Raw genomic sequence first — 12,767 nt, forward strand, 5'->3', positions numbered from 1 at the left:
CCTTTTTGGTCGGCGGGAGGTTCCGGCGGCCCGCCCGGTTTGTGGGTGGAGCCGGTGCGGGCCCCGCGGGGCGGCGGTTACTGTACGCAGCCGTGCCGGCCCCAGGGCCGGCGCGGCTGCTGTATTTTTCCGCCACGACCCTGTCGTCCGCACAGATCGAGCGATCATTGGCCCCCTCTGTCGATCGCCATGTCGTCACGGCGGTCCTCGTCGCCCACGATGGCGCGCGGTGGCTTCCGGAGACGCTGAAGGCGCTGCTCACGCAGGCGCGGCCCGCGCAGCGCGTCGTGATCGTGGACACCGGGAGCCGCGACCGCGGGCCCGGCGTGCTCGCCGAGGTCGTCGGGGCGGGCGAGATCCTCACGCTGCCGCGCACCACCGGGTACGGGGAGGCGATCGCGGAGGCGCTCCGCCAGGACGCCGCGTCCGCGCCCGTCCCGGACGACGAGCCGGGCAACCCGAGGACCGAGTGGGTCTGGCTGCTGCACGACGATTCGGCGCCCGCCCACGACGCGCTCGCGCAGCTGCTGCGGACGGCGGACACCGACCCGAACATCGCGGTGCTCGGCCCGAAGGTCCGCGACTGGGACGACCGGCGCATCCTGCGCGAGGTCGGCGTCACCGTGGACACGGCCGGGCGCCGCGAGCGCGGCCTGGACAGGGACGAGTTCGACCAGGGCCAGCACGACGGCGTCCGGGACGTCCTCGCCGTCGGCAGCGCCGGGATGCTGGTCCGCCGGGACGTGTGGGAGCGGCTCGGCGGCTTCGACGTCGAGTACGGCATGTTTCGCGACGACCTGGACTTCTGCTGGCGGGTACACGCGGCCGGGCACCGGGTCGTGACGGCGACCGACGCGGTCGTGTACCACGCGGAGGCGGCCCGGCGCGGGGTCCGCGAGATCGGCATGACGGCGGAGCATCCGGCGCGCCGCGACCGCCGCAACGCGCTGTTCACGCTGCTCGCCAACCAGCCGGTTCCCGCGATGCTGCGGGCCGTCGCCCGCAACGTGTGGGCGTCGCTGGCGCACGCGCTCTTCCTGGTGGCCACGAAGCGGCCGGGCGCGGCCCGCGAGGAGCTGCGCGCGCTCGCGGACGTGCTGCGCGCTCCGGGGCGGCTGCGGCGGGCGCGGGCCGCCCGCGCCGACGGCCGGACCCGCGCGCACCGCAGCATCCGGCGCTTCCAGCCGCGCCGGCTGGTGCTGCGCCGGGCGATCGAGGCGATGGCGGAGTACCTCGCCGCGCACGAGCACGAACGTGCGGAGGAGGACGTCACGGCGGACGAGCCGGGCCCGGTCCGCCGGTTCCTCGCCCGCCCGGGGGTCCTGCTCGTCCTCGCGCTGACCGCCGTCGCGGTCGCCGCGGAACGGGAGCTGCTCACGGCGGCGGGACGGCTCGGCGGCGGCGCGCTCGTGCCCGCGTGGAGCGGCGGCGCGAGCGACCTGTGGCGGCAGTACCTGTCCGGCTGGCATCCGGTGGGGCTCGGCACCGACGCGGGGAGCCCGCCGTACGTCGGCGTCCTCGCAGTGCTGTCGACGGTCCTGTTCGGCAAGCCGTGGCTGGCCGTGTCGGTGCTGCTGCTCGGCAGCGTGCCGCTCGCCGGCCTCACCGCCTACCGCGCGTCCCGGCTGCTGGTCACCGAGTCGGTGCTGACGGGCCGCCGCGCCCGCGCGGCAGGCGGGCGCCGCGTGCCCGTCGCCGCCGTCCGCGTGTGGTTCGCCGCCGTGTACGCGCTGCTGCCCGCCGCGACCGGCGCCATCGCGGGCGGGCGCCTCGGGACCGCCGTCGTCCTCGTCCTGCTCCCGCTGATCGGCCTGTACGCCGCCCGCGTCTATGGGTTCCCGCGTGCGGAGGCCGCCCGGTTCGACGCCCGGACGCGCCGCAAGCGCGCGGCACGGGCCGCGTGGACGGTCGCGCTGCTGCTCGCCGTCGCGACCGCGTTCGTCCCGCTCGTGTGGCTCATCGCCGTGCTGATCGCCGGGATGGTGTGGGCGCTGCTCGACCGCCCCGGGCACCGGCAGGGCCGCCGCGACCTCGTCCTCGCGCTCGCCGTGCCGCCGCTGCTGATGCTGCCGTGGAGCGTCGGCCTCCTGCTGCACCCGTCCCGCCTCCTCACCGAGGCGGGCCTGCACCGGCGCTTCGACCCCGCGACCGCCGGCGACCTGCTGGCGCTCGACCCGGGCGGTCCCGGCACGCCCGCGCGGTGGGCGCTCGCGGGGCTGCTCGCGGCCGCCGTGCTGGCGCTGCCGCTGCGCAGCCGCCGGGGCAGCGTCCTCGCGGGCTGGCTGCTCGCGGTGTTCGGGCTGCTGGTCGCCGTGCTGACCAGCGCCGCCACCGTCACCAAGGGCGCGGACGCGGCACCGGTCTGGCCCGGCGTGGCACTGATCTTCGCGGGGACGGGGGTGCTGCTCGCCGCGACCGCCGCCGTCCAGCGGGCCGCCGAGGCCGTCGCGGGCAAGCACCTCCTCTACCGGGCGGGCGGGGCGGCCGTGCTGGCGGCCGCGCTGACCGCGCCGCTGCTGGCGGCCGGTTTCTGGGTGGTCGGCGGGGCGGGCGGGCCGCTCGGCAGGCTCGACCCCGACACGGTGCCGGTGTTCCTGCACACGCCGGGCGGGCCGCGGACCCTCGTCCTGCACCGGGAGCCCACCGGGCAGATCTCCTACACGGTCCTCAGGGACGACCGTCCGAAACTGGGCGAATCGGAGGTCGCGGCCGGCGAGGAGGCCGAGGACCGCATGGACGACCTCGTCGAGGGCCTGGCCGCAGGACGGGAGGGCGACGACGGGCCCGCGCTGACCCGGATGGGCGTCCAGTACCTCCTGGTGCCGCACCCCAAGAAGGACCCCATCACCAAGGTCCTGGACGCGTCACCGGAGCTGACCCGCCTGAGCCGGACGGAGACGTTCGCCGTGTGGCGGCTGCAACCGACGTCCGCCCGGATGATGCTCCTGCAAGGCTCCACGGTCACACCGCTGCCGGCGGGCCGGATCGACGCCCGCGTCCAGATCCCGGCCGGAACGGGCGAACGCACCCTGCTCCTGGCCGAACCCGCCGACGACGGGTGGAAGGCCACCCTGAACGGCCGCGAACTCGATGCGCACACGGTCGACGGCTGGGCGCAGGGCTACGACATCCCTCCGGCGGGAGGCGAGTTCAAGCTGTCGCGGTCGATGACGATGCGGCACACGTGGGTCGTCATCCAGGGCATCGCCGTCCTGGTCGTGCTGGTCCTGGCCCTGCCCGGCGCACGGGCCGACCACCTCGTGTTCACCGGCGACCGCGAGCGACGCCGCCGTGGACGGCGCGGAGGGCGCCGCTGGCGACGCCGGGCGCCCGGTGCCCACGTCCAGCATGAGGCGCCCCTGGAACTGGAACCTCCGAAGGAACCGAGCCCCGAGGAGGTGTCCTGACCCATGGACAAGGTTCTCCGCCTCCTCGGCATGCGCTACGCCACGGCCGCCCTCATGCTCGTCGCCGTCGCTGCCCTGTACGGCGCCGCGACGTTCTCCCGTCCCGGCGAGGCGTCCGAGAAGGGCCGTCGGGCGCCCGTCACGCACGCCGTGATGGTCTGTCCGGGGCACGAGGGCGGGCGGCTGGCCGTCCAGTCCCTCTCCGGGAAGGGCGGCGGACGTGTCGACATGACGCCGACGAAGGGCGGTTCGCCGCTCGGGTCCATGACCTCGCCCGGCCAGGGCTGGGCCGAGGACACCGAGTCCGGTGAGAACTCCTACACCGTCCGCGCCACCGGGGCCCTCGCCGCCGGGCTGGAGGCCGAGCAGACCACCCACTGGAGCGGCGGCGCCGACCGCGGCCTCGCCGGCGCCCGCTGCGCCACGCCCGGCACCGACCTGTGGTTCCTCGGCCCCGGCCCCGTCGCCACCGACGAACTCGACCTGTACCTCACCAACGTCGACGCGCAGCCCGCGTCCGTGGACCTCACCGCCCTGTCCGGCGAAGGCCCCCTGGACACCCCGGAGGGGCGCGGCACGCGCGTCGAGCCGTACACCACCCGGATCGTGAAGATCGGCGACTCGGCGGAGGGCCTCGGCGGCATCGTGGAGACCGCCGCCGACCTCGCCCTGCGCGTCCGCACCACCAGCGGCCGCGTCGCCGCGTCGCTGCGCGCCCGGGCCGGCGCGAAGAAGGGCATCGAGTGGCTGCCGCAGTCGCGCGAGCCCGCGACGTCCGTGCTCGTCCCGGGCGTGCCGGGCGGCGACGGGCAGCGCCGCCTGCTGGTCTCCGTCCCCGGCGAGGCCGACGCCCGCATCAGGGTCCAGGTGATCACGTCGGGCGGCGCGTTCGCGCCGCAGGGGCAGGACGTCCTGGACGCGCCCGCCCAGACCGTGACGTCGGTTCCGCTCACCGGCGCGCTGTCGGGCAAGGCCGCCGCCGTCCGGCTGGTCGCCGACCGGCCGATCCTCGCGGGGTTCGCCGCCGACCGCGGCGCCGACGTCGCCTACGGGGCCGCCACGGGGCCGCTCGCCGCGTCCGGGCCCGGCGTGGTCGCCGACAACCGGTTCGACGCGTCGCTGATCCTCACCGCCCCGTCGGGCGCGGCGACCGTGCAGGTCGTGACGATGAACGCGGCCGGGAAGAGCGCGCCGCAGGAGGTGAGGATCCCGGCCGGACGCACCGTCGAGGCCGAGCTGACCCCGCCCGCCAAGGGCGACGCGTCCTACGCCGCCGTGATCACCCCGAAGCCGGGGTCGGCGCCCGTCTACGCGTCCCGCGTCCTCGCCAAGGGCTCGGGCGACGACTACCTGTTCACCGTCCTGCCGGTCGTCCCGGCCGCGACGACCCTGCACCTGCCGGACGCCGCCGACTCCCAGACCGCCCTGACGCCCTAGCCGCGCTGGTCGCGCTAGTCGTCGTCCGGGAAGTCGTAGCTCGGGTCGACGGACTCGGGGGAGATGCCGAGGAGATCGGCAACCTCCTCCACCAGCAGGTCGCGGACCATGCGGGACTTCTCCGCCTCGCCGGACGCGCGGGCCTCGATGGGACGCCGGAACACCACGATGCGCACCGGAGGGCCACCGCCGGCGGGCGGGGGCTGGAGGACGGTCTGCACGAGGGGGACGGGGCCGCCGGACGACGGGTCGACGTCGGGCACGTCCTCGACCGTGAACTCCACCTCGGCCAGTTCCCGCTCCCAGCGCTGGACCAGCCGCTGCACCTCGTCGTCGACGAGGTCGTCGAACCGCTCCGCGCGGGTCCGCGAGACCGGCGCGTGCGGAGGCGTCAGAGGGCCCCGGAGGCCGCGACCGTGCCGATCGCGGCGCCGTGCGCCTGCCACACGGGATCGCACGCGCCCAGCCTACCTCCGTGGCCGCGCGGGCCCCTCGGCGAGCCGTGCGGCCACGCGAGGAGGCGCGGGATCACGCGGGGCCGCGCGGGCGCCGCGCGGCCCACGGTGAGAGGTCGACACCACACGGAATGTAGTTGTTGCCCCGGAAATCGCCCGGTAACGGCGACACGTGCGCCGGGGTGGTGGCGGAGCCGGTGGGAGGGAGGTACGGTCAGCCATCGTGAGCCCCGTCCGCACCTGCTCCCGTACCGCCTGCAAGGCGCCCGCAGTGTTCACGCTCACGTACGTCTACCGCGACTCCACCGCGGTCCTGGGTCCGCTCGCCACGTACGCAGAGCCGCACTGCTACGACCTGTGCGCCGAGCACTCCGAGCGCCTGACCGCCCCGATGGGGTGGGAACTGGTGCGCCTCCCCGTCGAGGAGGAGACCGAGCCCAGCGCGGACGACCTGGAGGCCCTCGCCGACGCCGTCCGCGAGGCCGCGAGGCCCGCGCCCGGGCCCGGCCAGGAACCGGTCGGCCAGGGCACCGAGGTCGGCCGCCGCGGCCACCTGCGGGTGCTGCGCTCCGAGCCCGCCTCCACCCAGCCCGGCCAGGAGTAGCGCCCGGCCGGGAGTGGCGCCGGGGCGGGTCGCGCCCGTCCTTCCCGGTAGGCTCGTGAACCCGGTTTCTCAGGGCACAGGATCTGGTGACAGGCAGTGCCTTTCCGGCACGGGTTCTTCGGACAGGGAGCAGGAGTGGGCGACCTCGGCAGGATCTTCAAGGCGTACGACATCCGGGGCGTCGTCCCGGACGAGCTCGACCCCGCGATCGCCGAGGCGGCCGGGGCGGCGTTCGTACGGGTGACGGGGGCGAGCGCGATCGTCACCGCGCACGACATGCGCGAGTCGTCCGGCCCGCTGTCGGCGGCGTTCGCGCGGGGCGCGACGTCCCAGGGCGCGGACGTGATCGAGGCCGGGCTCGGCTCCACCGACATGCTCTACTACGCCAGCGGCAGCCTCGACCTGCCCGGCGCCATGTTCACCGCGAGCCACAACCCGGCCCGGTACAACGGGCTGAAGCTGTGCCGCGCCGGGGCGCGCCCGGTCGGCCGCGACACCGGCCTCGGCGAGATCCGCGAGATGATCGAGAAGGGCGTCCCCGGCTACGCCGGCGAGCCCGGCACCGTGTCGCGGCGCGACATCCTCAAGGGCTACGCCGACCACCTGAAGACGCTGGTCGACCTGTCCTCGATCCGCCCGCTGAAGGTCGTCGTGGACGCGGGCAACGGCATGGGCGGGCACACCGTCCCGTCGGTGTTCGAGGGGCTGCCGATCGACCTGGTGCCGATGTACTTCGAGCTGGACGGCACCTTCCCCAACCACGAGGCCAACCCGATCGAGCCTGAGAACCTGCGCGACCTGCAGGCCAAGGTCCGCGAGACGGGCGCCGACATCGGGCTCGCGTTCGACGGCGACGCCGACCGCTGCTTCGTGGTGGACGAGCGCGGCGAGATCGTCGCCCCGTCCGCGATCACCGCGCTGGTCGCGACGCGGGAGCTCGCCAAGCACCCGGGCTCCTCGATCGTGCACAACCTGATCACGTCCAAGGCCGTCCCGGAGATCGTCTCCGAGCACGGCGGGACGCCGGTCCGCACCCGCGTCGGGCACTCGTTCATCAAGCAGACGATGGCGGAGACGGGCGCGGTGTTCGGCGGCGAGCACTCGGCGCACTTCTACTTCCGCGACTTCTGGTTCGCCGACTCCGGCATGCTGGCGGCCATGCACGTCCTCGCGGCCCTCGGCGAGCAGGACGGGCCGCTGTCGGACCTGCTCGGCGAGTACACCCGCTATGTCGCGTCCGGCGAGATCAACAGCGAGGTCGCCGACCAGGACGCCGCCGCCGCGAAGGTGCAGGACGCCTTCGCCGGCCGGCCGGGCGTCGAGATGGACGACCTGGACGGCCTCACCGTCGGCGACGAGTCCGCCGGCTGGTGGTTCAACCTCCGCCCGTCCAACACCGAGCCGCTGCTGCGCCTCAACGCGGAGGCCGGCGACGAGGCGACCATGGCGGCGATCCGCGACGAGGTCCTGGCCCTGGTCAGGGAGAAGTGACGGCGGTCAGGGCCAAGTGACCGGCACCGACTCTAGGGAGAAGTGACGCTGCCATGACGATGAAACTGGACTCCTGGCTGCTGGAGATCCTCGCCTGCCCGAACTGCGGCGGCGACCTGCGGGCCGACGAGGGCGCCGACGAGCTGGTGTGCACCGGCTCGTGCGGCTACGCCTATCCGGTCCGCGACGACATCCCCGTCCTGCTCGTCGACGAGGCGAGGACCCCCGCCCCGTGAGCCGCCGAGCGGAGGCGAGGCCATGAGCGCAGCGGTCGACCCTTCGCGGCTGGACGACGCCGAGGCGCTGGAGGCCGCCGACCCGGGCGGGATGCTGCGGCAGGTCGCCTCCTCGGCGGCGCAGGTGCGGCAGGCGCAGCGGGCGGCGGCCGAGGCGGGCGTCGCGGCGCTCGCCGAGGACGGCCGGCCCCGCGCGGTCGTCGTCGCCGGGAGCGGCGCCGCGGGCGTCGCGGGCGACGTGCTCGCGGCGGTGTGCGGCGCGGGCTGCGCGGTCCCGGTGTCCACGGTGCGCGGCTACCGGCTGCCCGGCTGGGTCGGCGCGGCCGACCTCGTCATCGCGGTGTCGGCGTCGGGCGGCACCGAGGAGACCCTGGAGGTCGCCGCCGAGGCGGCCCGGCGCGGATGCAGGCTGATGCTCGTCGGCGCGCCCGACTCGCCGCTCGCCGACCTGGCCGCCCGGACCCGCGGGGTGTTCGTCCCGGTGCGGTCGGCCGGGCCGCCGCGCTCGGCGCTGTGGGGCCTGGCGGTCCCGCTGGTCCTCGCCGCGCGCACGCTGCGGCTCGCGGACGTGCCCGACGCGGTCCTGGAGTCCACGGCCGGCTTCCTGGAGGACGTCGCGCACCGGTGCCGTCCGTCCAGCGAACCGTTCGTCAACCCCGCCAAGCGCATCGCGCTCGACCTGGCCGGCGACGTGCCGCTGGTGTGGGGCTCGTCGGCCGTCGCGGCGACGGCGGCGTACCGGCTGTGCGGCCAGCTCAACACGAACGCCAAGTACCCGGCGGTCTTCGGCGAGGTGCCGGAGGCCGGCCACGGCCAGCTGATGACGTTCGACGGCGTCTTCGCGGGCGGCGGCTCACCGGCCGACCCCGATGACTTCTTCCGCGACCGCGTCGACGAGCCCGAGCACGGCCTGCACCTCCTCGTCCTGCGGGACGTGGAGGAGCATCCGCGGGTGCGGCTGCAGTGCGAGGCGTCCGCCGCGATGGCCCGCGACCGGGGCGTCGCGGTCACCGAGGTCCGCGCCGAGGGCGAGCATCCGCTGGAGAGAATCGCGACGCTGATCGCCCTCGCGGACTATGTCACGGTTTACTTGGCTATCGCGCTCGGTGTGGATCCGACGCCGGCGCCTGCCATGGAAGAGCTCAGAGCGAGGATTACCAGATGAGTGCTGAGGGTGGAACAAAGGCCATCGTCGCCGCGCTGGCCGCCAACCTCGGGATCGCGGTGTCGAAGTTCGTCGCCTTCGCGTTCACCGGTTCGTCGTCGATGCTGGCGGAGTCGATCCACTCGGTGGCCGACTCGGGGAACCAGGGGCTGCTGCTCCTCGGCCGCAAGCGCGCCACCCGCGCCCGGACGCCCGAGCACCCGTTCGGCTACGGCCGGGAGCGCTACTTCTACGCGTTCGTCGTCGCGGTCGTCCTGTTCACCGTCGGCGCGGCGTTCTCGCTGTACGAGGGCTACCACAAGATCTCCCACCCGGAGGACGTCAAGTCCCCGATCTGGGCGTTCGCGGTGCTGATCATCGCGATCGTCATGGAGTCGTTCTCCTTCCGCACCGCGATCAAGGAGTCGAACACCGTCCGCGGCGAGCAGTCGTGGTGGGCGTTCATCCGCCGGGCCAAGGCCCCCGAACTGCCGGTCGTCCTGCTGGAGGACCTCGCCGCGCTCATCGGCCTGATCCTCGCGCTGTTCGGCGTCTCGATGGCCGTGGCCACCGGCGACGGCATCTGGGACGGCGTCGGCACCGTGGCGATCGGCGTGCTGCTCGGCGCGGTCGCGACGATCCTGGCGATCGAGACCAAGAGCCTGCTGATCGGCGAGGGCGCCGACGCCGACACCGAGCGGCGCATCGTCGCGGCGCTGGAGTCGGTCGAGGAGGTCCAGCGCCTCATCCACATGCGGACCGAGTACCTCGGCCCGGACGAGCTGCTGATCGCCGCGAAGATCGCCGTCCACCACGACGACACCGCCGCGGAGGTCGCGCGCGGCATCGACGCGGCCGAGGCGAAGATCAGGGCGCAAGTCCCGGAGGCGAAGCTGATCTACCTGGAGCCGGCGCTGTTCGAGGCGGACGCGGCCGCGGCCGCGGCCGGCGCCGTCGCGGAGAAGACCCCGGAGACGCCCGCGTCATCGTCCTGACGGCCCCCGCTCCGCGGGAACGGCTCCGGACGGGGCGGTTCCAGGGGGAGCGGTGCCAGCGGGAACATGGGACCCCTCGCCGGGCGGCCGCCGCAGTGCCGGCCGTACCCCAGCCCAGGCGAGACCGGCGAATGCCTCCGCGAAAGCGGAACGCCGCCGTCCGGCGAGGTGCTTCCCATGCCTCCCCGCCCGGACCCCTGAAACCGGGCGGTTCTGGTGTGACCGCGGCGGCCCCGCCGAACCCCCTACGTCGGCGATGGCCACCGTCGCGGTCACGGTTAAGACATTACGTGCGCGGCCCGCTCCGGGACGTCCCCCTCAAGGAGGGATCGCGGGTGGTACTCCAGGTGGACCCGCCTCCTCCCTATACATCCGCACGGTGAGGCCACCTCACTCCCCAGCGGTCACTATTGAGGGGTGACCTCCGATGACAAGGCCCGGACCGATTCCGCGTGGGGGGCCGCCCCTCCACGCCCCCCGGAAGGGCCGAGGCCCGACCCCGCGGGGTTCGGCCCAGCCGTCGCGCACCACGCGTGGCGGCTGTCCGGCCGGATCGTGGCGGGCGTCGGGCAGCTCCTGCTGTGGATCCTCACCGGGATCGGCACCCTCCTGCGCCCACTGGCGGCGCGGCTCGGCGCACGGCTGACCGGCGGCGCCGGGCGCCCGCCGGCCCCCGGCGCCCCGCCCGGCGCCCCGGCGGGCGGGACGGCGCCGCTGCCCCGGTGGATCAACACCTGGCGGGAGGTCGTCGGCTCCTGGTACTTCGCCCCGCTGACCGGGCTCGCCCTCGCGATCGCCGCGCTCGCCGAACTGGCGCCGCGCGAGGACTCCCCGCTCGGCCTCGCCGGCGGGTTCGCGGTCGCGGCGACGCTCCCGCTCGTCTGGCGCCGGGAGAACCTGCGCCCGGTCGCCGCGGTCGTGCTCAGCGCCGTCGCGGCGAGCCTGCTCACCGGGCAGATCCTGCTCGTCACCACCGGCTTCGCCGCCCTCTACACGCTGTACGCGCTGGGCCGGCAGCTGCCCCGCCAGTCCACCGGCGTCCTCGCGGTCGGCAGCGTCGCCACGATCGCCGTCGTCTACCTCGCCACCGGGACGCTCGATGAGATCCCGTGGCCGGCGCCGATCGTCGCCGTCCTCGCCGCGATCGGGCTCGGCGACGCGCGGCGCGTCGTCGAGTCCGCCGGGCGGACGGAGGCCGAGGCCGCCGAGCGCACCAACGAGACCCTCACCCGGCTCACCGCCGTCCAGCGGGAGCAGGCCGTCATGCGCGAACGCGCCCGCATCGCCCGCGAGCTGCACGACGTCGTCGCGCACTCCGTCTCCATGATCGCGGTGCAGGCGGAGACCGCCCCGTACACGATGGAGGACCTGTCACCGGAGGCCCGCGCCGGGTACACCGAGATCGCCCGGACGGCGCGGGAGGCGCTGGTGGAGATGCGGCGGCTGCTCAGCGTGCTGCGCGCCGACGCCAACCCCGGACCGGACGCCGCGAACTCCCCGCAGCCGCGCCTCGACCGGCTGCCCGACCTGATCGACCAGCACCGCGGCGCCGGCGGGCAGGTCGACCTCGCCGTCCACGGCGACCCGCGCGACCTGTCCACGACCGTCGAGCTGTCGGCGTACCGGATCGTCCAGGAGGCGCTGACGAACGCGCGGCGGCACGCGCCCGGCGCCGGCGTCCACGTCGACCTGATGTTCCTGCCGGACCGGCTGGCCGTCCGCGTCCGCGACGACGGCGCGTCCGCACCGACGCAGGTACTGAACCGGGAGGCCCCCGTCTCCCGTACCGCGATACTGGACCCCGCGGGCCCGACCCGCGACGATGGGGGCGACGGGCGCACCCGGGTGCAGGCGCCGGACGCCGGTGGCGGACACGGGCTCGTCGGGATGCGGGAACGTGCGACCATGCTGGGCGGACGGTTCTCCGCCGGCCCGGCCGCCGAGGGCGGGTTCCTGGTGGAGGCCGAGCTTCCGCTGACGAGGGAGGGGAATTCCCACCGTGGACACGGTTCGCAGGCGCCGCCCGACCGTCCCTGATCCGGCCGTCCCCGACCCGCGCGTCCCCGCACCGGAAGGGTGGCGGCCGTGATCAACGTGCTGATCGTCGACGACCAGACGATCGTGCGGGCCGGGTTCGCCGCGCTGCTCGCCGCGCAGGACGACATCACCGTCGTCGGCGAGGCAGGCGACGGCCGCGAGGCCGTCCGGATCGCCGAGCGCAACCGGCCCGACGTCGTCGTCATGGACATCCGGATGCCCGGCATGGACGGCATCGAGGCGACCCGCCGCATCCTCGCCCTGCCTGGCGCCGAGAACGTCCGGGTGCTGGTCCTCACGACGTTCGACATCGACGAGTACGTCTACGACGCGCTCGCTGTCGGCGCCAGCGGCTTCCTGCTGAAGGACGCGACCGCCGACGAGCTGGTCTCCGCCGTCCGGGTGGTGGCGCGCGGCGACTCGCTGCTGGCGCCGCAGGTGACCGGGCGGCTGATCCGCGAGTTCACCAAGCAGCGCCGCAACCGCCCGCAGGCCCCGGCGGAGCTGGCGACGCTGACCGCGCGGGAGACCGAGGTCCTGGTGCTGATCGCGGGCGGCCTGTCCAACGGCGAGATCGCGCGGCGCCTCGTCGTCAGCGAGCACACCGTGAAGACGCACGTGGCGCGCGTCTTCACCAAGCTCGGCCTACGCGACCGCGCGCAGGCCGTGATGCTCGCGTACGAGTCCGGCGTGGTAGTCCCAGGAGAAAACGCCGCAAACTAGCAAACCCGCCAAAAGCCAACCCCCGCGCGCCCCCGCCCACGCTCTGGCTCAGCCAGCACTTCCCACCCACCCCACGGGCAAGGTGGCTGCACCCTCGAGTCTCACTAAGTGTTGATCTGCGGCGTGTTGTTGTTATGAGCGCGGGCGGTTTCTAGTGTCTGTTGCGACGAGGTCTTTGGAAGGATCTTGTTGTGCCAGGAAAGCGTTTGACGAGTGCCGAGCGTGCGCAGATTGAGGT

10 protein-coding genes are annotated in these 12,767 nt (G+C 74.6%); 9 read left to right on the top strand and 1 reads right to left on the bottom strand.

Annotation, left to right across the window (positions count from 1 at the left end; translation table 11 throughout):
- Window positions 1-92 precede the first annotated feature (92 nt).
- Together ABZ806_RS43580 and ABZ806_RS43585 are read left to right on the top strand one after the other, a co-directional pair.
- Window positions 93-3,407, top strand: coding sequence for a glycosyltransferase (locus ABZ806_RS43580; RefSeq protein WP_500225577.1), 3,315 nt, complete (start codon window positions 93-95; stop codon window positions 3,405-3,407).
- 3 nt (window positions 3,408-3,410) lie between these two features.
- A complete protein-coding gene (locus tag ABZ806_RS43585) occupies window positions 3,411-4,844 on the top strand; it encodes a DUF5719 family protein (protein ID WP_500225579.1) in 1,434 nt (477 codons plus the stop codon).
- Window positions 4,845-4,858: 14 nt separating this feature from the next.
- Here ABZ806_RS43585 and ABZ806_RS43590 read toward each other — a convergent pair whose 3' ends face one another.
- Window positions 4,859-5,302, bottom strand: a complete 444-nt coding sequence (locus tag ABZ806_RS43590) for a metallopeptidase family protein (RefSeq protein ID WP_500225581.1) — start codon at window positions 5,300-5,302, stop codon at window positions 4,859-4,861.
- Window positions 5,303-5,522: 220 nt separating this feature from the next.
- Here ABZ806_RS43590 and ABZ806_RS43595 point away from each other — a divergent pair, with 220 nt between their 5' ends.
- From ABZ806_RS43595 to ABZ806_RS43625, 7 genes are all read left to right on the top strand, one after another.
- Entirely contained in the window at window positions 5,523-5,903 is a 381-nt protein-coding gene (locus ABZ806_RS43595) for a DUF3499 domain-containing protein (protein ID WP_500225582.1), read from the top strand.
- A gap of 135 nt (window positions 5,904-6,038) precedes the next feature.
- Window positions 6,039-7,394 carry a phosphomannomutase/phosphoglucomutase gene (locus ABZ806_RS43600; protein WP_500225583.1) on the top strand — a complete coding sequence of 452 codons (1,356 nt, stop codon included), beginning with the start codon at window positions 6,039-6,041 and terminating at the stop codon, window positions 7,392-7,394.
- 53 nt (window positions 7,395-7,447) lie between these two features.
- Window positions 7,448-7,630 (top strand): Trm112 family protein, encoded by a 183-nt coding sequence (locus ABZ806_RS43605; protein WP_138636623.1) that lies wholly within the window; start codon window positions 7,448-7,450, stop codon window positions 7,628-7,630.
- Between the two features lie 22 nt (window positions 7,631-7,652).
- Window positions 7,653-8,795 carry an SIS domain-containing protein gene (locus tag ABZ806_RS43610; protein WP_500225586.1) on the top strand — a complete coding sequence of 381 codons (1,143 nt, stop codon included), beginning with the start codon at window positions 7,653-7,655 and terminating at the stop codon, window positions 8,793-8,795.
- Complete coding sequence (locus ABZ806_RS43615) at window positions 8,792-9,769, top strand: cation diffusion facilitator family transporter (RefSeq protein ID WP_500225587.1); 978 nt, start codon at window positions 8,792-8,794, stop codon at window positions 9,767-9,769. Before ABZ806_RS43610 ends, ABZ806_RS43615 begins: the two co-directional genes overlap by 4 nt.
- A gap of 417 nt (window positions 9,770-10,186) precedes the next feature.
- Entirely contained in the window at window positions 10,187-11,806 is a 1,620-nt protein-coding gene (locus ABZ806_RS43620; protein ID WP_500225589.1) for a sensor histidine kinase, read from the top strand.
- Between the two features lie 48 nt (window positions 11,807-11,854).
- Window positions 11,855-12,529, top strand: a complete 675-nt coding sequence (locus ABZ806_RS43625) for a response regulator (protein ID WP_500225591.1) — start codon at window positions 11,855-11,857, stop codon at window positions 12,527-12,529.
- The last annotated feature ends 238 nt before the right edge of the window (window positions 12,530-12,767 follow it).

This window comes from Spirillospora sp. NPDC047418 (assembly GCF_040643275.1).
GTDB lineage: Bacteria > Actinomycetota > Actinomycetes > Streptosporangiales > Streptosporangiaceae > Spirillospora.

Bases quoted from the DNA above. Each gene is read 5' to 3' on its own strand.
- ABZ806_RS43605 (WP_138636623.1), top strand. From the start codon at position 7,448: ATGACGATGAAACTGGACTCCTGGCTGCTGGAGATCCTCGCCTGCCCG.
- ABZ806_RS43615 (WP_500225587.1), top strand. From the start codon at position 8,792: ATGAGTGCTGAGGGTGGAACAAAGGCCATCGTCGCCGCGCTGGCCGCC.
- ABZ806_RS43610 (WP_500225586.1), top strand. From the start codon at position 7,653: ATGAGCGCAGCGGTCGACCCTTCGCGGCTGGACGACGCCGAGGCGCTG.
- ABZ806_RS43585 (WP_500225579.1), top strand. From the start codon at position 3,411: ATGGACAAGGTTCTCCGCCTCCTCGGCATGCGCTACGCCACGGCCGCC.